The organism is Citrobacter freundii complex sp. 2025EL-00176 (assembly GCF_053309355.1).
The window spans coordinates 65043-90893 of the sequence record NZ_JBRYHT010000009.1; the positions used below are offsets into that span (position 1 = coordinate 65043).

General features: G+C 51.9%; 22 protein-coding genes and 1 pseudogene. 14 read left to right on the forward strand and 9 right to left on the reverse strand.

Annotation, left to right across the window (positions count from 1 at the left end; translation table 11 throughout):
- Positions 1 to 51: 51 nt before the first annotated feature.
- Positions 52 to 1440, reverse strand: coding sequence for an APC family permease (locus ACVXHP_RS17015; protein ID WP_304696736.1), 1389 nt, complete (start codon positions 1438 to 1440; stop codon positions 52 to 54).
- 343 nt (positions 1441 to 1783) lie between these two features.
- Positions 1784 to 3202, reverse strand: a complete 1419-nt coding sequence (locus ACVXHP_RS17020; protein WP_447571867.1) for a glutamine synthetase family protein — start codon at positions 3200 to 3202, stop codon at positions 1784 to 1786.
- Positions 3203 to 3413: 211 nt separating this feature from the next.
- On the opposite strand from ACVXHP_RS17020, the gene puuD reads away from it, so the two are divergent.
- The 13 genes from puuD (at position 3414) to cbdX (ending at position 16279) form a co-directional block, all read left to right on the forward strand.
- Complete coding sequence (puuD, locus tag ACVXHP_RS17025; protein WP_316128425.1) at positions 3414 to 4178, forward strand: gamma-glutamyl-gamma-aminobutyrate hydrolase; 765 nt, start codon at positions 3414 to 3416, stop codon at positions 4176 to 4178.
- Positions 4179 to 4203: 25 nt separating this feature from the next.
- On the forward strand, positions 4204 to 4761 hold the full coding sequence (gene puuR / locus ACVXHP_RS17030) for an HTH-type transcriptional regulator PuuR (RefSeq protein ID WP_038637926.1): 558 nt from the start codon (positions 4204 to 4206) through the stop codon (positions 4759 to 4761).
- Between the two features lie 138 nt (positions 4762 to 4899).
- Positions 4900 to 6387: an aldehyde dehydrogenase PuuC gene (puuC, locus tag ACVXHP_RS17035; protein WP_447571868.1), complete on the forward strand. Its 1488-nt coding sequence runs from the start codon at positions 4900 to 4902 to the stop codon at positions 6385 to 6387.
- Between the two features lie 2 nt (positions 6388 to 6389).
- Entirely contained in the window at positions 6390 to 7670 is a 1281-nt protein-coding gene (locus ACVXHP_RS17040; RefSeq protein ID WP_137371407.1) for an NAD(P)/FAD-dependent oxidoreductase, read from the forward strand.
- Between the two features lie 208 nt (positions 7671 to 7878).
- Positions 7879 to 9006: a hydrogenase 1 small subunit gene (hyaA, locus tag ACVXHP_RS17045; protein ID WP_079225335.1), complete on the forward strand. Its 1128-nt coding sequence runs from the start codon at positions 7879 to 7881 to the stop codon at positions 9004 to 9006.
- The gene (gene hyaB / locus ACVXHP_RS17050; protein ID WP_447571869.1) at positions 9003 to 10796 is read left to right on the forward strand and encodes a Ni/Fe-hydrogenase large subunit; all 1794 of its coding nucleotides are present in this window, start codon (positions 9003 to 9005) and stop codon (positions 10794 to 10796) included. Before hyaA ends, hyaB begins: the two co-directional genes overlap by 4 nt.
- Positions 10797 to 10815: 19 nt before the next feature.
- Complete coding sequence (hyaC, locus tag ACVXHP_RS17055; RefSeq protein ID WP_447571870.1) at positions 10816 to 11550, forward strand: Ni/Fe-hydrogenase b-type cytochrome subunit; 735 nt, start codon at positions 10816 to 10818, stop codon at positions 11548 to 11550.
- Positions 11547 to 12128: a hydrogenase 1 maturation protease gene (hyaD, locus tag ACVXHP_RS17060; protein WP_447571871.1), complete on the forward strand. Its 582-nt coding sequence runs from the start codon at positions 11547 to 11549 to the stop codon at positions 12126 to 12128. The genes hyaC and hyaD overlap by 4 nt, the downstream gene beginning before the upstream one ends.
- 5 nt (positions 12129 to 12133) lie before the next feature.
- Complete coding sequence (gene hyaE, locus ACVXHP_RS17065; RefSeq protein ID WP_447571872.1) at positions 12134 to 12538, forward strand: hydrogenase-1 operon protein HyaE; 405 nt, start codon at positions 12134 to 12136, stop codon at positions 12536 to 12538.
- Positions 12535 to 13392 (forward strand): hydrogenase expression/formation protein, encoded by an 858-nt coding sequence (locus ACVXHP_RS17070; protein ID WP_447571873.1) that lies wholly within the window; start codon positions 12535 to 12537, stop codon positions 13390 to 13392. Before hyaE ends, ACVXHP_RS17070 begins: the two co-directional genes overlap by 4 nt.
- 91 nt (positions 13393 to 13483) lie before the next feature.
- On the forward strand, positions 13484 to 15028 hold the full coding sequence (gene appC / locus ACVXHP_RS17075) for a cytochrome bd-II oxidase subunit 1 (protein WP_447571931.1): 1545 nt from the start codon (positions 13484 to 13486) through the stop codon (positions 15026 to 15028).
- Positions 15029 to 15039: 11 nt separating this feature from the next.
- A complete protein-coding gene (gene appB / locus ACVXHP_RS17080; RefSeq protein ID WP_447571874.1) occupies positions 15040 to 16188 on the forward strand; it encodes a cytochrome d ubiquinol oxidase subunit II in 1149 nt (382 codons plus the stop codon).
- Between the two features lies 1 nt (position 16189).
- Positions 16190 to 16279: a cytochrome bd-II oxidase subunit CbdX gene (cbdX, locus tag ACVXHP_RS17085; protein WP_069323885.1), complete on the forward strand. Its 90-nt coding sequence runs from the start codon at positions 16190 to 16192 to the stop codon at positions 16277 to 16279.
- A gap of 52 nt (positions 16280 to 16331) precedes the next feature.
- Here the strand turns inward: cbdX and ACVXHP_RS17090 are convergent, their stop codons facing one another.
- Positions 16332 to 17045: a GNAT family N-acetyltransferase gene (locus ACVXHP_RS17090; RefSeq protein ID WP_304696726.1), complete on the reverse strand. Its 714-nt coding sequence runs from the start codon at positions 17043 to 17045 to the stop codon at positions 16332 to 16334.
- A gap of 188 nt (positions 17046 to 17233) precedes the next feature.
- Positions 17234 to 18703: pseudogene (pdxR, locus tag ACVXHP_RS17095) on the reverse strand (MocR-like pyridoxine biosynthesis transcription factor PdxR).
- Positions 18704 to 18829: 126 nt separating this feature from the next.
- On the opposite strand from pdxR, the gene ACVXHP_RS17100 reads away from it, so the two are divergent.
- Positions 18830 to 19279, forward strand: a complete 450-nt coding sequence (locus tag ACVXHP_RS17100; protein WP_447571875.1) for an N-acetyltransferase family protein — start codon at positions 18830 to 18832, stop codon at positions 19277 to 19279.
- A gap of 219 nt (positions 19280 to 19498) precedes the next feature.
- Here the strand turns inward: ACVXHP_RS17100 and ACVXHP_RS17105 are convergent, their stop codons facing one another.
- The 5 genes from ACVXHP_RS17105 to ACVXHP_RS17125 form a co-directional block, all read right to left on the reverse strand.
- Positions 19499 to 20449: an aminoimidazole riboside kinase gene (locus tag ACVXHP_RS17105; RefSeq protein WP_447571876.1), complete on the reverse strand. Its 951-nt coding sequence runs from the start codon at positions 20447 to 20449 to the stop codon at positions 19499 to 19501.
- Between the two features lie 45 nt (positions 20450 to 20494).
- Positions 20495 to 21508 carry an OmpG porin family protein gene (locus tag ACVXHP_RS17110; protein WP_200007936.1) on the reverse strand — a complete coding sequence of 338 codons (1014 nt, stop codon included), beginning with the start codon at positions 21506 to 21508 and terminating at the stop codon, positions 20495 to 20497.
- A 12-nt stretch (positions 21509 to 21520) separates the two neighbouring features.
- Positions 21521 to 23014: a family 43 glycosylhydrolase gene (locus ACVXHP_RS17115; protein ID WP_447571877.1), complete on the reverse strand. Its 1494-nt coding sequence runs from the start codon at positions 23012 to 23014 to the stop codon at positions 21521 to 21523.
- A 14-nt stretch (positions 23015 to 23028) separates the two neighbouring features.
- A complete protein-coding gene (locus ACVXHP_RS17120) occupies positions 23029 to 24318 on the reverse strand; it encodes an OmpG porin family protein (RefSeq protein ID WP_447571878.1) in 1290 nt (429 codons plus the stop codon).
- Between the two features lie 95 nt (positions 24319 to 24413).
- Positions 24414 to 25850, reverse strand: coding sequence for a glycoside hydrolase family 32 protein (locus ACVXHP_RS17125; protein ID WP_447571879.1), 1437 nt, complete (start codon positions 25848 to 25850; stop codon positions 24414 to 24416).
- Position 25851 lies beyond the last annotated feature (1 nt).

A 25851-nucleotide genomic window follows, 5' to 3' on the forward strand; every position in this document is an offset into this window, starting at 1 on the left:
ATTTTATTTTTAGCCCAATTCAGCTGAAAGCTATTGTCGATTCCGCTTCCATTACTCCCAAGCGCGCTCAGTTTTCGCCGCGTCAAACTGCGGCGGCGGCTTACGAAAACGTCCGGTCAGGTAAGCGAGATATACCAGCCCTACCCCGGCCCATACCAGTCCCAGCGTCAGCGAAGTCACCTCCAGGTTGACCCACAGTACAGCAACCGTGGCGGCACCGACCATTGGCAATACCAGATAGTGCAATTTCTCCTGCCAGGTGTGTTTACGCCCTTCACGACGCCAGAAGTGGTTAAACACCGACAAATTGACGAACGTAAAGGCCACCAGCGCGCCAAAGTTAATCAACGCCGTGGCGGTTACCAGGTCAAAAAATAGGGCTGACAGCGCCACAATGCCGACCATAATGACGTTTAGCGCAGGGGTGCGCCATTTCGGATGGACATAACCGAAGTACTTCTCCGGGAAGACGTTATCGCGGCCCATCACGTACAACAAACGGGATACACTGGCATGCGACGCCAGGCCTGACGCCAGCGTATTCACAAAGGTCGTACACAGGAAAATAGACTGGAACAGTTTGCCGCCGACATACAGCGCAATCTCCGGCAGCGCTGCATCCGGGTCTTTAAAGCGGCTAATATCCGGGAAAAACAGCTGCATAAAGAACGACGCGGCAATGAAGATCAACCCACCGTACAGGGCGGTGAGGAAAATAGCTTTCGGGATCGTACGCGCCGCGTCCGGCGTTTCTTCAGAGAGCGTCGTCACCGCATCAAAGCCGAGGAACGAGAAGCAGACAATAGTCGCCCCGGTGATAATCGGGATCAAATGCGCATTCTGGCTAATAAATGGTTGCAGCGACCAGACGGTGCCGACCCCCTCGCCTTTATGCAGTCCTTGTACCACGAGGAAGATAAACACGGCGATTATCGCCACCTGCACCAGTACAAACAGCGCATTGAAGTTCGCCACCAGATTAACGCTTTTCAAATTAGCCGCGGTGAGGATCACCACGAACATCACTACCCAAATCCATGGAGCAACCTCCGGGAACAGCGCGGAGAGGTAAATTTTCGCCAGCAGGACGTTAATCATCGGCAGGAAAAGGTAGTCAAGCAGCGACGACCAGCCAACCATAAACCCCACGTGCGGATTGATGGCTTTTTGCGCGTAGGTGTAGGCCGAACCGGCCTGCGGAAACTGGCGTACCAGCTTACCGTAACTGATGGCGGTGAACAGCACGCCCGCCAGGGCCAGCAGATAGGAGGCCGGAACATGGCCATTGCTGATGCCCGAAACAATCCCAAAGGTGTCAAACACCGTCATCGGCGTGAGATAGGCCAACCCCATCACCACCACCTGCCACAGCTTCAGGGATTTTCGCAACTGTGTTTTGCCCGGCTGGGCTGCAACATCCACAGGAGAATTAGTCGACATAGCGATCCTCCCCGCATCGAGTCCAGGTCTGCGTTCGAAACGTCGGTAGCGCAAACCTGAGTCGTGTCGGGGTGGATCTCCAAAAGTAAGGGGTCACTGTCGTACGGCACAGTTGTGGTCCGTACTTACTGCGGGAGCCATGGATGCTCACGCGGGGCTGGTTTTTAAACACTGGCATCATCACATTTCCTCGTCACAAACTCTGTCGGTTATCTGAAGACCCGTTGTCGCCCGCGCTCCATTACGCGACATCCGGGAAATGGCAGGTATTCCTGCAATTTTTACGGGCTGGCTCCGCTCAGCCCGCATGATGCGACTTCTTTTTAAATGACCTGTACGACGGTCAGGCGTTTTTCAACATCCACTCAATTTCAGTGTCGGTAATAAGACGTTCAAACTGGATCAATTCATCGTTTTTACAGGCGTGATACACGTGGCTAAAACGCTCACCCAATAATTCACGCAGACTGTCGTTTTGCATAAACTCCCACAGCGCATCGCTCTGACGGATCGGGAACGGCAAACCTTCCTGCTCCAGACCGTTGCCTTCCACCTCTTCCTGTAACGGCAGCTCGTTATCCAGACCATGGAGGATCCCGGCCAGAATGGTCGACATCACCAGATAAGGGTTGGCATCAGCCCCCGCCACACGATATTCAACCCGATGGTTATCACGATCGCCGCAGGGAATGCGCAGCGCCACTGTACGGTTGTTATGCCCCCAGGATGCCTGGGTAGGGACGTACATCCCCGGCTGGAAGCGACGATAAGAGTTCACATTTGGTGCCAGCAGCGCCATCGACGCGGGCATCAGATCGATCATCCCGGCAAGCGCCCGCTTAAGCAACGTGGAATCATCGCCATTCGCATCGGCCAGCACGTTCTCGCCTTTGTTATTCATAATGCTGATGTGGATATGCATCCCGCTACCGGCATGCTCCTCATAAGGCTTAGCCATAAACGTGGCGTGCATCTTATGTTTCTCCGCCACTAGCCGCACCAGGCGCTTCAGCGCCAGCGCATCGTCACAGGCGTCGAGTACGTTATCGGTATGGATGAGATTGATTTCAAACTGACCAGGCGATGCTTCGGCCACCGCACCGTCGGCCGGGATCAACTGCAGACGAGCCAGTTCGTCGATATCGTTCAGCACATCAGCAAAGTGGTTCAGGTTATCAACGGAGTAAACCTGACTTTGGGTATTACGATCGTCCGTTCCCGGCGCGCACGGCGGCTGCAGATAACCTTCGGGATCGCGCTTGCGATCGAGTAAATAGAACTCCAGCTCTACCGCTACGACGGGGAACAAACCGCGCTGGCGAAGTTTCTGCCAGAGTCGGTTGAGAACGTTCCGCGGCTCAACGTCAAAGGGAGCGCCATCTTCATCCAGCATTGTCAGCATCATCTGCCCAATAAATTCCGGATCGGCGGCCGAAGGGGTTAACGTTCCGAGCACTGGCACACAGGTCCTGTCCGGCTCGCCAAGTTCTTGTCCTAACCCCGCCTCTTCCACCACATTGCCCAGAATGTCCATCGCGAACACCGATGCCGGAAAATAACAGCCCTTCTCTAACTTAGACAATCCCGACACGGGGATGCGTTTACCGCGAAAACAGCCGTTAAGGTCGGTTAACAGCACATCCACAAACTGCGTGTTGGGATAACGTTCCAGATATTGCTTCACTTCGCGCGCAAACGCGCTACTTCGCCTCTCTTCAGAATGCTGCACAAAATTCTCAACTTCTACGATATTGGTATCCATGATTCACCGCCGTTGGCCTGGTAAGCTTTCTGTGATTTGACTGTTAAATATAATGTCCACTCTTCGACTCTGGATGCAAACAATTTGTTTGTCAAATGTTAAATTAAGTTTGCTAGAAGGTTATTACGCTGCTAGATTGAGAAAATAATGAACGGAATGGCACAACAAGGAACCGTTTGGCAATAATTTATTCCAAAACGTGAGGTCGATCATGGGCAATATATTTGACAAGCCAGTTATTGGTGTAGTGATGTGTAGGAACAGGCTTAAGGGTCACGAGACCCAGACTCTGCAAGAAAAGTACCTGAATGCGGTTTTGAATGCCGGTGGATTACCGATAGCGTTACCTCATGCGCTCGCAGAGCCAGAATTACTGAACGCGCTGTTACCAAAACTGGATGGTATCTTCCTGCCTGGAAGCCCAAGCAATGTGCAGCCGCACCTCTATGGTGAAAATGGCGATGAGTCTGACGCCGATCCGGGGCGTGATCTTCTGAGCATGGCGCTAATTAACGCCGGGCTCGAAAGGCGCATTCCCATTTTCGCCATCTGCCGGGGCTTACAGGAATTAGTTGTCGCCACTGGCGGGACTCTGTATCGTCGCCTGTGCGATCACTCACAGTTCCTGGAACATCGTGAAGATGCGGAACTCCCGGTGGAGCAGCAATACGCCCCATCTCATGAAGTCCAGGTTCAACAGGGAGGATTGCTGTCGCAATTAATACCAGGTTGCAGCACGTTTTGGGTTAACTCCTTACATGGTCAGGGCGCAAAAACGCTTGGCCCGCAGCTGCGTGTGGAAGCACGATCGCAGGATGGATTAGTGGAAGCGGCCAGCGTTCACGACCATCCTTTCGCGCTCGGCGTGCAGTGGCACCCGGAATGGAACAGTAGCGAATACGCCCTGTCGCGTTTGTTACTTGAAGGTTTTATCACCGCTTGTCAGAACCACCTCGCTGAAAAACAGCGACTCTGACCACTACTGTTAAGGAAATGCAATTATGAGCGATGACGGCCTGGCGCCGGGTAAACGTTTGTCAGAGATCCGCCAGCAATTGGGTCTTTCGCAGCGTCGTGCCGCCGAACTGTCTGGGTTAACGCATAGCGCCATCAGCACCATAGAGCAGGATAAAGTCAGTCCTGCCATCAGTACGCTGCAAAAGCTATTGAAAGTATATGGGCTGTCGCTCTCCGAGTTCTTCGCGGAACCGGAAAAGCCTGACGAACCGCAGGTGGTTATCAATCAGGATGATTTGATTGAGATCGGGAGTCAGGGAGTATCCATGAAGTTAGTTCACAACGGAAATCCGAATCGTACGCTGGCAATGATGTTTGAAACCTATCAGCCAGGCACGACAACCGGGGAGAGAATTAAACACCAGGGTGAAGAGATTGGGACAATACTGGAAGGTGAAGTCGTTTTAACCATCAACGGTCAAACGTATCATCTTGTTGCAGGGCAAAGTTATGCCATTAACACCGGCATTCCACACAGCTTCAGCAACACCTCGGCAGGGATCTGTCGCATCATCAGTGCCCACACTCCCACCACATTCTAATAAGTAGCGGCCTGAGTTTCTCAGGCCTTCTTAAATAACGCGCATTAACAGGGTAAATCCCTGGGGCATCGTGCAGCCTGATTTTGCCTGAAAAAGATCAGCAACGAACTTTATCTTATTGATATAAAAGGAGTAGCTATGAACTTTCAGAACCTTAAATATTGGCGTGAGAAAGCCAGTCATTATTCGCCGGAAACCCGTTTATTTATTAACGGCGAATATTGCGCCGCCGCCGATAACGAAACCTTTATTACCCAGGATCCGGCCGGACAGCGCCCACTCGCCAAAGTCGCCCGCGGCAAAAAAGCGGATGTGGATCGTGCGGTCTCCGCGGCTCGCGCCGTCTTTGAACGCGGTGACTGGTCGCAAGCGTCACCCGCAGAACGCAAAGCGGTTCTCCACAAGCTTGCAGATTTAATGGAGCAGCATCACGAGGAGCTGGCGCTACTGGAAACGCTCGACACCGGTAAACCGATTCGCCATAGCCTGCGTGATGATATTCCAGGCGCGGCGCGCGCCATCCGGTGGTACGCCGAAGCTATTGATAAAGTCTATGGCGAAGTTGCCACCACTTCGGTAAACGATCTGGCGCTGATAGTGCGCGAGCCGGTCGGCGTGGTCGCGGCTATCGTTCCGTGGAACTTTCCCCTGCTGCTGGCCTGCTGGAAACTCGGCCCGGCACTGGCGGCGGGCAACAGCGTAATCCTCAAGCCTTCCGAAAAATCACCGCTGACCGCCATACGCCTTGCGGCGCTGGCTAAAAAAGCGGGTTTGCCCGATGGCGTTCTCAACGTTGTTAGCGGGTATGGCCAAGAAGCGGGCCAGGCGTTGTCGCAGCATCCGGATGTCGATGTGATTACTTTTACTGGCTCAACCCGCACCGGCAAGCAACTGCTTAAAGATGCTGGCGACAGCAACATGAAACGCGTGTGGCTGGAAGCTGGCGGTAAAAGCGCCAACATCGTGTTTGCCGACTGCCCGGATCTACCGAAAGCCGCCGCCAATGCCGCAGCAGGCATTTTCTACAACCAGGGCCAGGTCTGTATCGCTGGTACGCGTCTGCTGCTGGAAGAGAGTATTGCCGACGAATTTATCGCACTGCTGAAAGAGCAGGCGAAAAACTGGCAGCCAGGCAACCCGCTGGATCCTGAAACCACGATGGGCACGCTTATCGACAATGCGCATGCCGACACCGTGGACACGTTTATTCGCGACGGCGAAACGCAAGGCACGCTGGCGCTGGATGGCCGCAGCCATATCCATCCGGCGGCTATCGGCCCGACAATTTTTGTCGATACCGCGCCGCAAGCCCACGTCAGCCGCGATGAGATCTTCGGCCCGGTGCTGGTCATCACCCGTTTTAGCAGCGAAGCCGAAGCCCTGGCGCTGGCCAACGACAGCGACTACGGCCTGGGCGCCGCGGTCTGGACCCGCAATTTGTCGCGCGCCCATCGCATGAGTCGTCGCCTGAAGGCCGGGTCGGTCTTCGTGAATAACTACAACGACGGTGATATGACCGTGCCGTTCGGCGGTTATAAGCAAAGCGGCAACGGGCGCGATAAGTCCCTGCATGCCCTGGAAAAATTTAGCGAACTGAAAACCATTTGGATCTCCCTGGAGCCTTAATCATGACTGAACATACCAGCAGTTATTACGCCGCTAGCGCCAATCAGTACGAACCGTTTCCCACCCTTAGCGAATCGGTTAGCTGTGATGTCTGTGTCGTGGGCGGTGGCTATACCGGACTCTCCTCCGCCCTGCATTTAGCGGAAATGGGTTATGACGTGGTGCTACTGGAGTCCGCGCGTATTGGTTTTGGCGCCAGCGGACGCAACGGCGGCCAGTTGGTTAACTCTTACAGTCGCGATATTGATGTTATCGAACGCAGCTACGGCCCGGACGCCGCCAAAATGCTCGGCAGCATGATGTTTGAAGGCGGCGATATCATTCGCGAACGCATTAAGCGTTATCAGATTGACTGCGACTATCGCCCCGGTGGGCTGTTTGTGGCGCTGAACCATAAGCAGATGGAAACGCTGGAGGAGCAGAAGTCGAACTGGGAACGCTACGGCAACACGCAGCTTGAACTGTTAGACAGCAGCGAAATTCGCCGTGAAGTCAGTAGCGATCGTTATGTCGGCGCGCTGCTCGACCATAGCGGTGGTCATATTCATCCGCTCAATCTGGCGATTGGCGAAGCGAACGCCATTCGTCTGAACGGCGGGCGCGTCTTTGAACAATCGCCAGTCACCCGAATCCAACACACCAGCCCGGCGGTGGTCAGCACGGAAAAAGGTCAGGTTACCGCCCGCTTTGTGATCGTGGCGGGCAACGCCTACCTCGGCGACAAACTGGAACCGGCGCTGGCAAAAAGCAGCATGCCGTGCGGCACACAGGTATTAACCACCGAACCGCTGTCCGCTGAAATGGCGCGCTCGCTGATCCCGAAAAACTATTGCGTGGAAGATTGTAACTACCTGCTGGATTACTACCGTCTGACCGGCGATAACCGCCTGCTGTACGGCGGCGGCGTAGTCTACGGCGCCCGCGATCCGAACGATATTGAGCGCCTGGTGATGCCGAATCTGCTGAAGACCTTCCCACAATTGCAGGGGGTAAAAATTGATTACCGCTGGACCGGTAATTTCCTGTTGACGTTATCACGTATGCCGCAGTTCGGCCGTCTTGATACCAATATTTACTATATGCAGGGCTACAGCGGTCACGGCGTGACCTGCACCCATCTGGCTGGACGCCTGATTTCCGAACTGTTACGCGGGGATGCCGAGCGCTTTGACGCATTCGCCAATCTGCCACACTACCCGTTCCCGGGAGGCCGCAGCCTGCGCATTCCCTTTACCGCCATGGGGGCGGCCTATTACAGCTTACGCGATCGCCTTGGGGTTTGAGTTCTTCCGCGATAAACCCGACGCACAGGGCGGTCTCCCCTGTGCGTTTTTTTATTGCCGATCGGTGAAAAACAGATAACAGTCACGAATATATCGCTATAGGACATAACCACACTCTTCGCATTGTTTCTCTCCTCTAATCGGATACGCTTTTTTAGATATCGCTGGCGGCGTGCGCCAGAACTCAACGGGGGAAGAAACGCGTGTTATGAATACGAATAATGAGGAGACCTTTTATCAGGCGATGCGCCGGAAGGGAGTGAGCCGACGCAGTTTTCTTAAATATTGTAGCCTCGCCGCAACATCGCTGGGATTAGGGGCAGGAATGACGCCCCGCATAGCCTGGGCGTTGGAGAACAAACCCCGCATCCCGGTCGTCTGGATCCACGGGCTGGAATGTACCTGCTGTACCGAATCGTTTATTCGCTCCTCGCACCCACTCGCCAAAGACGTCATCCTCTCTCTGATTTCCCTCGATTACGACGACACGCTGATGGCCGCCGCCGGAACGCAGGCCGAAGAGGTATTTGAAGACATTCTGCGCCAGTACCATGGCCGCTACATTCTGGCCGTCGAAGGTAATCCTCCGCTGGGTGAACAAGGGATGTTCTGCATTAGCGGCGGAAGACCCTTTGTGGAAAAACTCAAACGAGCCGCCGCCGGGGCCAGCGCGATCATCGCCTGGGGCACCTGCGCCTCCTGGGGCTGCGTGCAGGCTGCCCGGCCTAACCCCACCCAGGCAACGCCGATCGATAAAGTGATCACCGATAAGCCGATCGTGAAAGTGCCCGGCTGCCCGCCGATTCCGGACGTCATGAGCGCCATCATCACCTACATGGTGACGTTTGACAGGCTGCCTGAACTCGACCGTCTGGGGCGTCCGCTAATGTTCTATGGGCAGCGTATTCACGACAAATGCTACCGCCGCGCCCACTTTGACGCCGGGGAGTTCGTCGAAAGCTGGGACGATGACGCCGCCCGCAAAGGCTATTGCCTGTACAAAATGGGCTGTAAAGGGCCAACCACCTATAACGCCTGCTCCACCACCCGCTGGAATGGCGGCGTTTCTTTCCCCATCCAGTCCGGTCACGGTTGTCTGGGATGTTCAGAGAACGGCTTCTGGGATCGCGGCTCGTTCTACAGCCGCGTGGTTGATATTCCACAGATGGGAACGCATTCCACCGCCGATACCGTGGGCCTCACCGCGCTTGGCGTCGTGGCTGCCGGCGTCGGCGTCCACGCCGTCGCCAGCGCCGTTAACCAACACAACCGCCACAAACAGCAATTAGCCGACGCCAGACAGCAGTCGTCAGACAATGAGGATAAACAGGCATGAGCCATTCGTATCAAACCCAGGGATATACCTTAAACAATGCCGGTCGCCGTCTGGTTGTGGATCCCATTACGCGCATTGAAGGTCATATGCGTTGTGAAGTGAACATTGATGAGCAAAACATCATCACCAACGCGGTTTCTTGCGGCACCATGTTCCGCGGACTGGAGATCATTCTTCAGGGTCGCGACCCGCGCGACGCATGGGCATTTGTCGAACGAATTTGCGGGGTGTGCACCGGCGTACATGCCCTTGCCTCTGTCTACGCCATTGAAGATGCCATTGGCATTAAGGTGCCCGACAATGCCAACATCATTCGCAATATTATGCTGGCCACGCTGTGGTGCCACGACCATCTGGTGCACTTTTATCAGTTAGCCGGAATGGACTGGATTGACGTGTTGAATGCCCTGAAAGCAGATCCGCGCGCCACATCGCAACTGGCGCAGAGCCTTTCTGCCTGGCCGATGTCCTCACCAGGCTACTTCTTTGACGTCCAAAATCGGCTGAAGAAATTTGTCGAAGGCGGTCAGTTGGGGATTTTCCGCAACGGTTATTGGGGCCATCCGCAGTACAAGCTATCGCCAGAGGCTAACCTCATGGGCTTTGCCCACTATCTGGAAGCGCTCGATTTTCAACGCGAAATTATCAAAATCCATACGGTGTTTGGCGGTAAAAACCCCCATCCTAACTGGATTGTCGGGGGTATGCCGTGCGCTATCAATATCGATCAGAGTGGCGCAGTAGGCGCGGTCGATATGGAACGCCTGAACCTGGTGCAGTCGATCATCACCCGCACCGCTGACTTTATTAACAACGTCATGGTGCCTGACGCGCTGGCTATCGGCCAGTTCAATAAACCCTGGAGCCAGATTGGTACCGGGCTTTCTGATAAATGCGTTTTGAGCTACGGCGCGTTCCCGGACATCGCCAATGACTTCAGCGACAAAAGCCTGTTGATGCCAGGCGGCGCGGTGATTAACGGTGATTTTAACAACGTATTGCCTGTGGATCTCGCCGATCAGCAGCAAATTCAGGAGTTTGTCGATCACGCCTGGTACCGTTACCCGGATGATCAGTTGGGCCGCCACCCGTTCGAAGGCATTACCGAACCCTGCTATAACCCCGGCGATGTGAAAGGCAGCGATATTAATATCCAGCAGCTTAACGAGCAGGAACGTTACTCGTGGATAAAAGCCCCACGCTGGCGGGGGCACGCCATGGAGGTTGGTCCGTTGGCGCGCACGCTGATTGCCTATCACAAAGGGGATGCCGCCACGATTGAATCCGTGGATCGCATGATGTCCGCCCTCAAACTGCCGCTGTCGGGCATGCAGTCTACGCTGGGCCGTATTCTGTGCCGGGCGCACGAAGCGCAGTGGGCCGTGAGCAAGCTGCAATACTTCTTCGACAAGCTGATGACCAATCTGAAAAACGGCAACCTGGCGACGGCGAATACCGAAAAATGGGAGCCAGCAAGCTGGCCGCAGCACTGCCGCGGGATCGGTTTTACCGAGGCGCCGCGCGGAGCATTAGGACACTGGGCATCGATTCGCGACCAGAAAATCGATCTGTATCAGTGCGTGGTGCCGACCACCTGGAATGCCAGCCCGCGCGATCCAAAGGGACAAATTGGCGCTTACGAGGCAGCGCTGATGGGTACCCAAATGGCGATACCGGATCAACCCCTGGAGATCCTGCGCACCTTGCACAGTTTCGACCCCTGCCTGGCCTGTTCAACCCACGTGCTTGGCGATGACGGCAGCGAACTGATCGCAGTCCAGGTTCGCTAAGCGTTGAGGAAAAGGAACGATGACTGGAAAGATATCCCCACGCGTCGGGGAGGCGCGTGATACCGCCGTCAGCCACTATGTGTTTGAAGCGCCTGTTCGCTTGTGGCACTGGCTGACGGTAGGCTGCATGTTGGTTTTGATGGTGACCGGATACTTCATTGGCCGACCGCTGCCGTCGGTCAGCGGCGAGGCCACTTATCTGTTCTACATGGGTGACATCCGGCTGGCGCATTTCGCCGCCGCCATGGTGTTCACGGTGATACTGCTGATGCGCATTTACTGGGCCTTTGTCGGTAACCGCTATTCACGCGAGTTGTTTATCGTGCCGGTCTGGCGTCGCAGCTGGTGGCAGGGCGCGTTTTCGGTGGTGCGCTGGTATCTGTTTCTGGAAAAGAAACCGAGAGAGGATATCGGACATAACCCCGTCGCGCAGGCAGCGATGTTCGGCTATTTCCTGCTCTCTGTTTTTATGATCCTGACCGGTTTTGCCTTATACGGCGAGCATAGTCAGTACGCCATCTTCACTCCCTTCCGCTATGTGACAGAGTTTTTTTACTGGACCGGCGGCAACTCTCTCGATATTCACAGCTGGCACCGGCTAGGAATGTGGTTCATCGCCGCCTTCATCATGGGTCATGTGTATATGGCTATCCGCGAGGACATCATGTCCGACGATACCGTCATCTCAACCATGGTCAACGGCTATCGTAGCCACAAATTTGCCAAACGTCAGCGCGACAAGGAGGGAGCATGAGTGAGCCAAACGTCATCGTGATGGGCTTAGGCAACCTGCTGTGGGCAGACGAAGGGTTTGGCATTCGCCTTGCGGAGCGCCTGTACGCCCACTATCACTGGCCAGAATGGGTAGAGATTGTCGATGGCGGCACCCAGGGGCTGAATCTGCTGGGCTACGTTGAACAGGCCAGCCATTTGCTGCTGCTGGACGCCATCGACTACGGACTCGCGCCGGGCACCCTGCAAACCTACGCCGGTGATAAAGTTCCCAGTTACCTCAGCGCAAAAAAAATGAGTCTGCACCAGAACAGCTTCTCCGAGGTGCTGGCTCTGGCAGATATTCGCGGCCATCTCCCCGCACACATCGCCCTCGTGGGACTGCAGCCGGTACAACTGGACGACTATGGCGGTAGTTTGACCGACATCGCACGCGCTCAGCTCCCGGCGGCGGAACAAGCCGCGCTTACGCAACTGGCCGCGTGGGGTATCACGCCACAGACAAACGAGGAAACGCGTTGCCTGAACTATGAATGCCTGTCGCTGGAAAACTATGAAGGCGTGCGTATTCGCCAGTATCGCGTGACGCTGGAGGAATAAACAATATGTCGAATGACACCCCATTTTCTGCGTTATGGCAACGTATGCTGGCGCGTGGCTGGCAACCGCTGAGCGCGTCTGAACTGGATGGCTGGGTAACCCGCGTGCGTGATGGCGTGGTCCTGCTCAGTAGCGATCCTCGTCGCACGCCGGAAGTCCGCGATAACCCGGTCATGATTGCCGAGCTGCTTCGAGAATTTCCCCGGTTTGCCTGGAAAATAGCCATCGCCGACCTCGAACACAGTGAGGCGATTGGCGATCGTTTTAGCGTGTTCCGCTTCCCGGCAACTCTGGTGTTTATCCACGGTGAGCTGCGCGGCATTCTCAGCGGCATCCACCCCTGGGCCGACCTGCTCAACCTGATGCGTCCCCTCGTTGAAGAACGCATACTGCCGGAGCCAGCGAGATGAGCGAAACCTTTTTTCATTTATTGGGACCGGGTACGCAGCCGGGTGATGACAGCTTCAGCATGAATCCCTTGCCGCTAACCTGCCAGGTCAACAGCGACCCCAGCATGGCGATACTGGAAAACTGCCCGCACAGCCCGGCGGTGATGGCGTTGTTAGCCGATGTTTGCCACCAGCTTACCCGGAGAATTCCCGCCAGGCAGGACGTACTGGGATGGGATTTATCCACGCTCAATGCCGACGATCTCACGTTTTTAAATACGCTGCTCGGTGAAGGCGAAGTTTCAGCGCGCATCCAGCATGCTGACGGCCGGGAAAGCGAAATTCAGGAGTCGATTTTCTGCGGCATCTGGCGAGTGCGTTGTCAGAATGACAAGGGCCAATGGGAGGAACATCTGGAAGCCGGTAGCGCGCCGCAGGCGCTGTGGCAGGCGGCAACACTCAATACGCTGCCGAACGATAGCCTGCTGCCTCCACCCATCGACGGATTGATGAATGGCCTGACGCTGGCCCAGGAACTGCTGGCGCACGTGCGCGATCCAGCCACGCTTCCCCATAGCATTAACCTCACCCAACTGCCGATTAGCGACGAGGATCGCCGCTTCCTCGCCAATCTGTGTGGCGAAGGGCACATTCAGATCCGCACCATCGGCTACGGCGAGAGCCAAATCAACGCCACGGCGCTGCGCCATGTCTGGCATGTAAGCTGTCTGGATACCTTGAAAGGGCTTTTACTCGAGAGTTATGAGATCTGCCCATTACCGGAACTGGTACTGGCTGCGCCGGAAGATCTGCTCGACTCCCTCGAGCGCCTGGATGAAGTCTGCGCCTGGCTGGCATCCGGCCCGCCTGCCTGACCACTCGCCAGGCTCGCGCACTTTTCTGCTGTGGGTCTGGCTGGCGTTTTCTTCCTTATCTATTCACTCTCTAATGCCTGATGGAGTTCGCATGTGGGACGTCATTGACTTATCGCGCTGGCAGTTTGCGCTGACCGCGCTGTACCACTTTCTGTTTGTTCCCCTGACGCTAGGGCTGATTTTTTTGCTGGCCATCATGGAAACCCTGTTCGTGGCCACGGGCAAAACCATCTACCGCGACATGACGCGTTTCTGGGGAAAGTTATTCGGTATTAACTTTGCGCTCGGCGTGGCAACCGGCCTAACCATGGAGTTTCAGTTCGGCACTAACTGGTCGCTCTATTCCAACTATGTGGGCGATATTTTCGGCGCCCCACTGGCGATGGAAGCCTTGATGGCTTTCTTTCTTGAATCCACCTTCGTCGGGCTGTTCTTCTTCGGCTGGCAGCGTTTAAACAAGTACCAGCACTTACTGGTGACCTGGCTGGTCGCGTTTGGCTCCAATATCTCGGCGCTGTGGATCCTCAATGCTAACGGCTGGATGCAATACCCAACCGGTGCTCGCTTTAATATCGATACCCTGCGCATGGAGATGAGCAGTTTTAGCGAACTGGTCTTTAACCCTGTCAGCCAGGTGAAATTTGTCCATACCGTGATGTCCGGTTATGTCACGGGCGCCATGTTTGTGATGTCCATCAGCGCCTGGTATCTGCTGCGTGGTCGCAATCGCGAGTTTGCCCTGCGCTCCTTCGCGGTGGGTTCCGTTTTCGGCACGCTGGCTATCCTCGGCACCCTGCAACTGGGTGACAGTTCAGCCTATGAGGTCGCCCAGCTCCAGCCGGTAAAACTGGCGGCAATGGAGGGCGAATGGCAAACCGAGCCCGCCCCCGCCCCTTTTCATGTCATAGCCTGGCCGCAGCAGCAACAAGAGCGTAACGCCTTTTCCGTGAAGATACCGGCCCTGCTTGGGATCCTGGCGACCCACTCTTTAGATACCCCGGTTCCGGGACTCAAAAATCTGATGGCGGACGCGCTCCCCCGCCTACAGCGGGGCCGGGAAGCGTGGTTATTGTTGCAGGAAATCGCCAACGGTCACCGCACGCCTCAGGTACTGAAGGCTTTCCACGCCGTAGAAAATGATCTGGGTTACGGCATCCTGTTGGCGAACTACGCGCCTGATATGAACCACGTTACGCCAGCGCAATATCAGGCCGCGCAACGCGGCACCATCCCGCAGGTAGCCCCCGTGTTCTGGAGTTTCCGTATCATGATTGGATGCGGTTCTCTGCTGTTGCTGGTGATGGCGATAGCGCTGATACAAACCTTACGCTGGCGTATCGACCAGCATCGCTGGGTATTGCGCATGACGCTGTGGAGTTTGCCGCTACCGTGGATTGCCATTGAAGCAGGCTGGTTCATGACGGAGTTTGGCCGTCAGCCGTGGGCGATTCAGGATATTTTACCCACCTGGTACGCCCACTCCGCGCTGAGCGCGAGCCAGTTGGCCTTCTCCATGGGGCTTATCCTTACGCTTTACACCCTGTTTTTAATTGCAGAGGTCTACCTGATGCAAAAATACGCGCGTCTGGGTCCAGATACGATGACGAGCCAACAACCAGCGCAACAACAGGGATAAAGGAGATAATCATGTTGGATTATGCAACATTGCGGCTCATTTGGTGGCTGCTGATTGGCATCATTCTGGTGGCCTTTATGGTCACTGACGGGTTTGATATGGGGGTCGGCTGTCTGTTAGCGCTAATTGCACGTAACGATGACGAACGCCGGGTGTTAATCAATAGCGTCGGAGCGCACTGGGAAGGTAATCAGGTGTGGCTTATTCTGGCAGGTGGCGCATTATTCGCCGCCTGGCCACGCGTGTACGCTGCCGCTTTTTCGGGGTTTTATGCGGCAATGATTCTGGTGCTATGCGCCCTTTTCTTCCGCCCGTTGGCTTTCGACTATCGCGGTAAAATCGCCAATGCGCGCTGGCGAAAACTGTGGGATAGCGGATTGCTTATCGGCAGTCTGGTACCGCCTGTTATTTTCGGCATTGCGTTCGGCAACCTGTTTTTGGGCGTGCCTTTTATCCTCACGCCGCAACTGCATGTGCAATACCTTGGCACCTTCTGGCAGTTACTCTCTCCCTTTGCCCTGTTGTGTGGCGCATTAAGCCTGATGCTGGTTATTCTGCAAGGGAGCGTGTGGCTCCAGTTAACAACCGAGGGCATCATTCGCCAACGCGCGCTGTCCGCCACCCGTCGCAGCGCAATGCTGGTGGTACTCTGCTTCCTGTTAGCCGGTTACTGGCTGTGGACGGGAATTGATGGCTTTGTGCTACTTAGCCAGGATCCGAACGGTCCTTCCAACCCGCTATTAAAAGCGGTAACAACCTCACCGGGCGCGTGGATGGCACACTTTTATCAGTCACCACTGCTGTTGATTATTCCACTACTTGGCATGATTTTCCCAATGCTCGCGATCTATGCCTGCGGCCAACGCCGCGCCGTGTGGGGATTTTTGTGCGCTTCCTTGACCCAGGCCTGCGTGATCTTCACCGCCGGAATCACCCTGTTTCCGTTTGTGATGCCTTCAAGCGTGCAGCCCCTTTCCAGCCTGACGGTGTGGGACAGTACCTCCAGCCAGATGACGCTCAGTATCATGCTGGTTATTGTGCTGATTTTTCTACCGATAGTGCTGCTTTATACCGCGTGGAGTTATTACAAGATGCTGGGGCGAATCAAGGTAGAAACGATCCGCCGCCACAACAACGAACTTTACCCGGGAGGACTGTAAGATGTGGTATCTGTTTTGGTTGGTCGGTATTTTGCTGATGTGCGCGTTCTCCACGCTGGCGCTGGTCTGGCTTGAGTCGCGGCAGAAATAGTTCTGCGCGTGTGTTTAGCTTTCAGGCTCCCCCTGTTTATTCGGGGAGCCTTTTATACCCTTTCCATCAATTCCCCAAGACGTTTAATCTGCCGTCCCTGGTTATCAAAATTACGCTCATTAAGCCACATATCGTAAGCCGGTCGGAGTGTCGGGTACTCACCGTCAATAATTGAGTACCATGCGGTATCCCGATTTCGCCCATGGGTAACAATAGCCTGCCGAAATATGCCTTCAAAACTGAAGCCAAAACGCTCCGCCGCCCCACGGGAAGGCGCATTAAGCGCATCACATTTCCATTCAAAACGGCGATAGCCCAGATCCTCAAAAACGTACTTTAAAAGCAATGATATGACCTCCGTTGAAATTCGTGTGCGTTTCATGCGTACGGAGTAAGAAATATGCCCCACCTCAATCACACCATTTGAGGGATCAATACGCATCAGTGCAAACGTACCAACAGGTTTCATACTGGCTAAATCAATCACGGCAAAATGCATTGGATCTGTTTGTTCTTCCATGTTTTTTACATAATCCAGGAAGGAAGCAAAAGTGTCAAAAGGCCCTGCTGCCAGATATGTCCAGTCACGAAAATCGCTCGCTTCGCAGTACGCTTCATACAACTCTTTTGCATGGCGTTCGGCGTTAATACGTTCAAGCTTACAATAGCGACCTGTAATTTGCTGAGCCTGTGGAAAGGGTACGCCCTTCCAGTCCGACAAAGACTGACCTACGGGTTGGTGGAATTGGTTAAAGATGCCCGACATATCTGTACCTCTTACAAAACAGGACTAAACCAGCGCAGAGTATGATCAAACTGAGCAGTCCAAAAGAACCACAATGCATGTTTTTAACGGATCCACAGCATTTCATTGTATAAAAAAGGCATAATATTTTAGACGTAGCCAAACCAGCGTATTACAGCATCAATGATAAGAGCTGAATAACTTATTCATTAAATAACCTGAGCCAGACGGCGTATCCCATCAGTAATTTTCTCAGCAGGATGATTAGCAAAACCAATCAAAACTCCCTGTCGGGTGATATCTCCATGGTAATAACGGCTCAGTGATAGTATTCCCATCCCAAGCGCTCTGGCTTTTTCCTCGACTTCATTTCCACTCAATCCATTTTGTAGCCAGCATACAATATGAACCCCAGAGTCAGAAGGCTGAACAATCATTTTATCAGCAAGGTGTTCTTGAATAGCATTGACCAGCGCAGTTCTTCTTTCATAACACGCCTTGCGAATTCGCCGCACATGACTGGCATAATGTCCCTCCTCAATAAAATTCGCCATCACGGCCTGCTCAAGATAACTGGTGCCGAGATCAGTAAAATATTTCGTCACCATAATCTGTTCTTGTAAACCGGGCGGAACAACTAAAAAACCTAAACGGAATTCTGGATACATCATTTTCGAAAATGTACCGGCATAAATAACCCGTTGATTGTCATCTAATCCTTGTAGTGCCTGTAAAGAACGATCGGCATAGCGGAACTCGCTATTATAATCATCTTCAAATATCCATGCCTGGTTTGACTTCGCCCATTCCAATAGCTCAAAACGCCGGGGTAAACTCAATGTTCCACTTAATGGATATTGATCCGACGGGACAACATAGGCCAGCTTAGCGTCAGGGAAATGATCAATTCCATAGCGCACGTTCATTCCTTCGCTATCTACCGGTACCGGCCTCACAATCGCGCCAGCGGACATAAAAGCCCCTCGTGCGCCTTTGTAACCCGGGTCATCCAGCCAAACTTCATTGCCTGTCGACAGCAGCGCTCGTGCGGTAATGTTCAATGCCTGTTGGATACCATTTACGATGATTATCTGATCGTCGTTACAGTTCACGCCACGCGTTGTTTTGATGTAACGACAAACCGCTTTTCTCAAAGGAAGGTATCCGCAAGGGTGAGTGTGTGCTCCCAGTTAATGCCGGGATTGTCTCCAGACCCGTTGCAGTAATTTGCCCCATAGTGCGTGCGGGAAGAGATCCGTACAGCCAACGCCAACCGCAAACAGACGGTTCATGCCGCGCCCTTCATACTCATTCGACCATAAATCGCGCACAGGATTATTTTGGCTGTTTAGCTGTTCATCAGGAATGACGACTTCCCCCGGCGCCATCATTGGATAGCTATTGCTGATACTCCGATCTGGGATATGGTGCGCAACATAGGTACCAGACCCTTTCCGGGTCAGAATATACCCTTCATCTAATAGCCTGTCATAACCGGCAATGACTGAATTTCGTGAGATTGACATCATCTCGGACAACGCCCGGGTTGAAGGCATCTTTGTTCCTGCGGGTAATCGACCAGCAAGAATGTGTTCACGAAGAGCATGATAAACCTGTTCCTTCACGACACCTTTGCCTAAAACAAATCCTTGAAATAAAGGTGCATTATTTTTCTTCATTGTATTAACCTTTATGCTAAAAGTGGATCCTATCAATAGGTAAAAAGTGTCTCTTTACGAGAATTTATAAAGCCCCTAGGATCATCCTCCTGACACATTATTCTTATACAATATCAGGATAAATATATGAATAGCAAAAATACTTTTACTATTACAGCTGCAGAACAAGAAGATTATTCCGGCTGGCTCCCTTTATGGAAAAACTACCAGACATTTTATCGCACTAATATTTCAGATAACGTAACAAAATTAACATGGGAGCGTTTTCTGACGCCCGGCGAACCGGTTTATTGTGCGGTCGCTAAATATGATGGTAAAATAGTGGGTCTGGTGCATTATCTTTTTCACCGCTCAACCTGGACTGAATCAAACTATTGCTATCTCGAAGATCTATTTGTTAGCGAAGACGTACGCGGTCAACACATAGGTAAACAGCTGATCGAGTATGTTCAAAAGCAAGCCCAGGAAAACCACGCGTCAAGATTATACTGGCACACGCATGAAACCAATCTCCGTGGGCAACGACTGTATGACTGGGTTGCCAAAAAGAGTGGGATGATTGAATATCGTATGTAAGAGAAATAATACCTCGACCAGACGTTAATAATTCAGTTTAAAAAAATAAAAGATTAGCCTCTGAGTAGATATACTCAGAGGATGTATCTATCAAGCATCAAAAAGGTAAAGAGCCGGAATGGCAAAAATAAAGTAAAAACCCCCGCTATCCGATGAGGATGCGGGGACATTCACAAAAATCACAGAGAGCTAAAATTATTTAGCTCGCCGTTATCATGCTTAAAGGTCTTTTATTTCGTAGTCCGGTAGATGACATCGCGTAATAAAAGCATTCAGCGTTTCGATATCCGGCAATGCGGTCAGTGCGCCCTTGCGGGTTGTCGCGAGCGCACCGCAGGCACTGGCCCAGGCGATAGCCTGGCGAAGCTGTTCAACACACTCCGGCATCCGGTTGTCTGCAAGCCAGGCCAGCAAGCCGGCAACAAAAGCATCCCCCGCCCCGGTCGTATCGATACTGTCGACGGTATAACCGTTGAAATGGATCACATTATCCTGCCAAAGCACCATCGCGCCCTGCGCTCCGTAGGTCACAACTTTCAGTTGTGCAGGCAGCGCTTTAAGGCCGTTAAGCGCATGGGCAAAATCGTGTGTACCGGTCATCCAGTACCACTCTTCTTCCGAAAGCTTAAGAATGTCAGCCTGTAAAGAATAGTGGCGTACCACTTTGAGCATCTCATCCTTATCGGGCCACATTTGCTCGCGTAAATTTACATCGAAACTCAGTAATCCGCCCCGTTGTTTAACCTGAGCGATGGCAGAAGCCAATGTCTCACGACAACCTTCAGCCACCAGAGCCAGAGAACAGAAGTGCAGAATATCGTCGCTAAAATCAGGAAGCGCGGCGGACGTTAAAAATTGATCCGCGGAAGGATTGGTTAAAAATGTAAATCCACGCTCTCCACCGTTACCCAGCGAGACCAGCACCGTACTGGTTCTGTGCTGATTATCCACCTGAAGGCTTGCAGTTGAGACGCCTGCATCAGACAGCGTTGTTTTTAGAAAGTGGCCAAAGTCGTCATCACCAACCCGACCAATAAAACCACTTTGCCTGTGTAAACGCGCAGTACCAATTGCCACATTGAATGGCGCTCCTCCTGCACAAGCTTGATATTGCATGTCTGAAAGCGGCAAAAGATCAACCACCGCATCGCCAAGCGTCCAGATATTCATGACATTTCCTCAATGGTAATTAACGCATTTATTTAAACGTGACGGTTAAAAGTTATAATCCAGCATCAGCTTATAGTCAGTGGTTATGGCATCACCATTAGTGACCCAACTGCCACTCTGGTTTATTAACGAACCGGTTATTTCGCCGGATACCGTAAAACGAGAAGTTAATGGATAATTTGCTGATAATTTAAGAAAGCGGTTACGGGTATTCTGGAATACCTCGCCATCTTCAACTCGCGCATTATTCTTTTTGTAATGCCCATATCCACCGCTGAATGTCGTGGATAATTTCCCCCAGTTGTGCCAGACGCCAAGTGATGTTGTCCAACTTTTTTCATCAATATCTCCCCATTGCGCACGGTCTAAAATTGCAGAAGCGAATTGCTGGCGGAACCAGGCTCCAGTGGTATTGTTAATAATGTATTGAACGCCGGGTTCAATCTGAAATGAACGTCTATCCCGGTCATTTTGTGAACCACCATTACGGCGATGATCAATCTGCTGATACAGATAGTTAAAGAACGAGAAATTGTCCGTAACACGCAAATCGGTAAAGAACTTGACGCGCCCCTGCCAACGGTCATCAAGTGATGAACTCCCGCCCATCACGTCCCAGCCATAGCGTAGACGCTTGTAGAAATATTCATGACCAACAATCAACTGAGTCCACTGATTTTGGCTGAGGTATGTTTGATCCTCCCAGGTCCCGTTATAGTTAGTGGTTCGGCCCTCAGAAAATGCCAAATACCAACCGGGTAACGCATCATGACGCATCACTCCTTGTACAAATGTCAGTGAATCATTTCCGTTATGGAAATGGCTGTTACGCCAGTTATTATCCTCTATAGAATATTTCATTTTCAGTTGACCATGAACACGACCGCCGGCAGGATTTGATGAGCGGGTTGAGGTCCACATCACGTCTTCATCCAGATATGACCACGGATCTACAGCAATCACCTTTCCCGATACATCCTTCATGATGCTCATGCTCGCATTCGCCAGCGCCGGAAAAAGAAGAACAAAAATAACAGACAGGGCATGATAGTTTTTCATAGTGATATCTCGTTATATTATTTCTTTTATTTTCAATGTGGCGTGAAAATTATCATTTTGTGGCAAACTAATACTCCAGGATTTCTCCGCCATGGAATACATTCGGGTACTGAATGCGGCTTTATTATTTATATAAAAAACAGCAATTGAGTTTTGAATCAGCACACGTAACTCAATTTTTTCATCCAGAGGAATATTTACCCATGATTCCGCATTCGCATGGTGAATAGATGCGAGTGGCGCATTGAAAAAGTAGACCTTGCCTTTGCTCTTATTGAACACAACGTTAAGCTTTGCATCGCTTACTCTGTCGTCAGTCAGACCAAAACTCATAACCATTCCAGCAGAAGGGATATCTATAGTTGCACTTAACTCACCTCGTTTGGGCAGCGGTGGGTACACTGCAGATTGTAATGGACCAAACTGTGTTGCTGTTTTTATCATTTTACTGCTTGTTAAGCTGGTCACCGGACCGGGGTTATCATTTATGGCCGTTTGAAGTTCCTGTGAAAGGATGCTGCTAAGCTGCCCCTGCTCATCTGCGATGAGCTCATGAGCAACCAGATTTCCTGCCCAGTCAATATTGCCATTGTCACTGCTTCCTGCTTTGGTTGGGATCCAACCAAAAACAAACAGGCGATCGTTTTTAAGTACGAGTTTTCCTGCGTAAAACCCCGAGCCATCAACCACATAATTGTCCATCTTTCGCCATGGTCCATCCGGATTATCCGCAACTCGGTACTGGGTCAGGCGTAGCGGCCATTGGTCGCTAAAGCTGAGATACCAACGTCCGTTAAAGAAAACCAGCGTTGGGCATTCGAGGTTAGAGTTACTGGTAATCGTGTCATTATCAAAAAATACACCACGGTCTTCCCAGTTCTTTAAATCGGTTGAACTGTACCGGGCTATGACACCGCGCCCCTCGCTTCGCGTGGTAATTAACATCCAGAACTCTTTCTTTTCTGCAACCCAAACAACATGAGGATCCCGGAAGTCATTACCGCGATAATTATCACCTGGCAGGATCGTATCCTGTGGGTGTTTTACCCAGTGAAGGCGATCTTTACTGGTCGCGTGCATAATGGACTCAACCGGGAACACATTTTCATTATGCGCGGTATACCAGGCATGCCAGGTATTGCCAACTTTAATAATCGAGCCGGTTCCCAATAGCAGTTCAGGATCGTCAACGTCGTTAACGTAGGGAATCACCTCAGAATGGTTCTGGTAGTTATATAAATTAGTGCTCGATAGCAAATGAATAGCATGTACGCCTAAATCGCTACCGCCGCGTACATCATTGAGATAAAAAATATCAAATTCACCATCGTTATAAACAGGCATCGGGTCACCCACAAATGATCCCTCCACCCGAGGAAAAAAATCATTAATATTGCGAATACTTTTATTGTGTAATGTTTCTTTAGAAGGTTGCGACCAGGCTGGCATATTGATAAACGAAAGTGCCAACAGAGCGGCAGATACCACTAATATTATTTTTTTCATGTTACACCTGAATATCAGAAGTTATAATTCACGCCAACCACGGTAAAGGGATTCCACGAATGGCCGCTAGAAGTCCAAAGCCCGTTTTCTTTCGTGAATTGTGCTTTGAATTCACCATATAATCGAACTTCACCAAAAACTGGATAGCTGATGGTGCCGCCAATAAATTTATAACGACCGTCATAGAAAACTTCTTTGCCATTGCTGGCGTTATCTATTTTGTCCTGGCCGAAACCTAAATACAGGGAGGTTAACAGAGGATACCAGTTTCGCCAGAGCCCAGCGGTAACCTTCCATTCTTCTTCTACAATGTCGCCCCAGCTCTCACGTTCCTGACGGTTATAGTAATAATATGGCCGCAAATACAGGCCGAGATCGGGATTCACACGGTATTGAATGGCGGGTTCAATTTCAAAAATGTACTGCTCAAGATCGCCATTTCCCGGTTCGTTGCCCTGCGGCTGATATTCCCCATAGGCGTAACCGGCCAGGCTCCATTTGTTGGTCAGTCGCAGGTCCTGCCAGATTTTGTACCTGTTTTTCCAACGTTTAGTTGCTGTTTCCGAACCGACCATAACCTCCGTACCGATATTACCGCGCCAGGTTTCAAAAATATGGCCGACAAAAAACTCATTGATCGTATTTGTGCCTTTGTAATCCTGATTACTAAATTGTCCTTTATAGCTATCCTCGCGGGCATTCCAGAAGCCAAAGTACCAGTTTGGTAGCTCATCATGTCTTAAAAAAGCCTGAATGGTGGCGAGTTTAAATTTGCCGCTATTTTTCTTATTATCACTCCAACGAACATCATCAATTTCTATCTGAGTGCTGATATTTCCATGGAGGCCGCCAGCCTCCATATTACGACCAATGCTGTCCCAGTGAACAGGAGGATCTTCCTGTCTTAAACGCAATACACTGACATCATCAGGCTTATCTAAAGCATGACTCTTTTTCACCTCGGTTGTTTTATTTTCAGTTTCTCGATGCGAGGCTGTCGGCATCGATGAAGTTGCCCGTTTACTTTCTGCCCCTGTAGTAACAGGAGGGACAGTGACGCTATTCGTCGATTGTTCATCTCCTTTTGTTGGCTGGCCAGTATTATCTTGCGGCGTGTCATATTCATCAGAAAAATAGCTTTGATAACTCCCGATATAGGTAGCTGGTTGTTCGGTATTATCCTCTGCGATAGCGGGAAATGCCGTAACGGACGATATCACACAGGCCAGAATTTTTTGTTTCAACACAAACCTTTTGATATTTCTCGCGGTAACGCGAGAGTGAGGTATTAATATTTCATCCATTTCATTATCTCATTATTCCAGGCAATAACATGCCAGCCTAAGACTGGCAGAAATAAAAGCTCACAATGTAAGAGGTAAGGCGAATCAGGACTAAATTATTTATCCAAAGACCAATATCCGGCTTCCTGTAATGAGGCAACACCATGATTCGCAAACAGTGAAAGATCGCGTTGTGCCGGGTGAGGATAAATTCGGCTACTTAAGCAAGCATCCCCCTCATTAACAAATACCTCTACTGATGAACGGTCGATAAAAATGCGTAATGACAGTACACCGTCTGCTGGCAACGAAATACTGCGAGTTCCTTCCAGTGAATATTCTGGATAGCGACGCTCCACTATCAGACGTTGGGCCTGATTATCGACGTAAATTCTCAGCCCATCCCCTAATGCCATACCAAACTGTTCAGCTGTAGAGGCGATTAGATCCCATACCAGTTGCACCTCGACCGCTTCGGCATCATCCGTAATAAGGACTTTCTGATTACGCAGGCAACAAGCTGGCGTTGGATAATAGCTGCCACGCAGCGCAGAGACTTCGTCAGCGGGTTTCATTCTCACCCGATGGTCATCTCCAAGGCTCAGTTCGCGCGGGAGAGACAGCATGCCTGCCCAGCCGTCCTGCTGTTCAGGCATCGGTGATTCCCACATATCCAACCAACCAATAACAATGCGGCGATTATCCGGGGTCAGAAAGCTTTGCGGAGCATAAAAGTCGTGCCCATGGTCAAGCTCAATGAATTGTCCGTCATAGGTGAACTGTTGACCGGGCTGCCATTCCCCGAGTAAATAGCCACTCTGAAAAAGGTTGCGATGGTGATAGCCTTTCGCCGCGATCCCCTGAGGAGAAAACATCAGGATCCGCTTCCCACTCAGAGTAAAGAAATCAGGACATTCCCACATATAGCCCATCCCCTCATCAGCCTCAGCGAATATCCCTTCGTCTTGCCATTGGCGGAGATCGGATGAACGATACAAACGCACTTGACCCGTCTTCTCCACACGGGAACCAACCACCATGTACCAGAATTCCCCTTCACGCCATACCTTCGGGTCACGAAAATGATGCAGTCCAGGGGGAGTATCGATCACCATCCCATGCCGTTCAAAATGGATACCGTCACGACTGGTGGCCAGACACTGCACCTGGTAGAGATTGTCGTCTGTGTCTGGCGAACCGTGAAATTTATGTCCGGTATAAATCAGTGCCAGCATATCGCCATCCACCACGGCGGAGCCGGAGAAACAGCCATCCACATCCGCCGGACCTTCTGGCGCCAGCGCGATTGGCAGATGCTCCCAGTGCACCAAATCTTTGCTGCGGGCATGTCCCCAGTGCATTGGCCCCCATTCAGGAGAATAAGGGTGATGTTGATAAAACGCGTGATACCAACCGTCAAACCAAACCAGGCCGTTAGGGTCGTTCATCCAGCCTGCGCGAGCAGCGAGGTGATACCGCGGATACCATCGCGGATTAATACTGGATTGTGCTTTTTCAAGCGTCTGTTCGGCTTGTTTTAATAAGGATGTCATC

Excerpts from the sequence above, each read along its gene's own strand:
- ACVXHP_RS17015 (WP_304696736.1), bottom strand. The coding sequence starts at position 1,440 with ATGTCGACTAATTCTCCTGTGGATGTTGCAGCCCAGCCGGGCAAAACA.
- ACVXHP_RS17020 (WP_447571867.1), bottom strand. The coding sequence starts at position 3,202 with ATGGATACCAATATCGTAGAAGTTGAGAATTTTGTGCAGCATTCTGAA.
- puuD (WP_316128425.1), top strand. The coding sequence starts at position 3,414 with ATGGGCAATATATTTGACAAGCCAGTTATTGGTGTAGTGATGTGTAGG.
- puuR (WP_038637926.1), top strand. The coding sequence starts at position 4,204 with ATGAGCGATGACGGCCTGGCGCCGGGTAAACGTTTGTCAGAGATCCGC.
- puuC (WP_447571868.1), top strand. The coding sequence starts at position 4,900 with ATGAACTTTCAGAACCTTAAATATTGGCGTGAGAAAGCCAGTCATTAT.
- ACVXHP_RS17040 (WP_137371407.1), top strand. The coding sequence starts at position 6,390 with ATGACTGAACATACCAGCAGTTATTACGCCGCTAGCGCCAATCAGTAC.
- hyaA (WP_079225335.1), top strand. The coding sequence starts at position 7,879 with ATGAATACGAATAATGAGGAGACCTTTTATCAGGCGATGCGCCGGAAG.
- hyaB (WP_447571869.1), top strand. The coding sequence starts at position 9,003 with ATGAGCCATTCGTATCAAACCCAGGGATATACCTTAAACAATGCCGGT.
- hyaC (WP_447571870.1), top strand. The coding sequence starts at position 10,816 with ATGACTGGAAAGATATCCCCACGCGTCGGGGAGGCGCGTGATACCGCC.
- hyaD (WP_447571871.1), top strand. The coding sequence starts at position 11,547 with ATGAGTGAGCCAAACGTCATCGTGATGGGCTTAGGCAACCTGCTGTGG.
- hyaE (WP_447571872.1), top strand. The coding sequence starts at position 12,134 with ATGTCGAATGACACCCCATTTTCTGCGTTATGGCAACGTATGCTGGCG.
- ACVXHP_RS17070 (WP_447571873.1), top strand. The coding sequence starts at position 12,535 with ATGAGCGAAACCTTTTTTCATTTATTGGGACCGGGTACGCAGCCGGGT.
- appC (WP_447571931.1), top strand. The coding sequence starts at position 13,484 with ATGTGGGACGTCATTGACTTATCGCGCTGGCAGTTTGCGCTGACCGCG.
- appB (WP_447571874.1), top strand. The coding sequence starts at position 15,040 with ATGTTGGATTATGCAACATTGCGGCTCATTTGGTGGCTGCTGATTGGC.
- cbdX (WP_069323885.1), top strand. The coding sequence starts at position 16,190 with ATGTGGTATCTGTTTTGGTTGGTCGGTATTTTGCTGATGTGCGCGTTC.
- ACVXHP_RS17090 (WP_304696726.1), bottom strand. The coding sequence starts at position 17,045 with ATGTCGGGCATCTTTAACCAATTCCACCAACCCGTAGGTCAGTCTTTG.
- ACVXHP_RS17100 (WP_447571875.1), top strand. The coding sequence starts at position 18,830 with ATGAATAGCAAAAATACTTTTACTATTACAGCTGCAGAACAAGAAGAT.
- ACVXHP_RS17105 (WP_447571876.1), bottom strand. The coding sequence starts at position 20,449 with ATGAATATCTGGACGCTTGGCGATGCGGTGGTTGATCTTTTGCCGCTT.
- ACVXHP_RS17110 (WP_200007936.1), bottom strand. The coding sequence starts at position 21,508 with ATGAAAAACTATCATGCCCTGTCTGTTATTTTTGTTCTTCTTTTTCCG.
- ACVXHP_RS17115 (WP_447571877.1), bottom strand. The coding sequence starts at position 23,014 with ATGAAAAAAATAATATTAGTGGTATCTGCCGCTCTGTTGGCACTTTCG.
- ACVXHP_RS17120 (WP_447571878.1), bottom strand. The coding sequence starts at position 24,318 with ATGGATGAAATATTAATACCTCACTCTCGCGTTACCGCGAGAAATATC.
- ACVXHP_RS17125 (WP_447571879.1), bottom strand. The coding sequence starts at position 25,850 with ATGACATCCTTATTAAAACAAGCCGAACAGACGCTTGAAAAAGCACAA.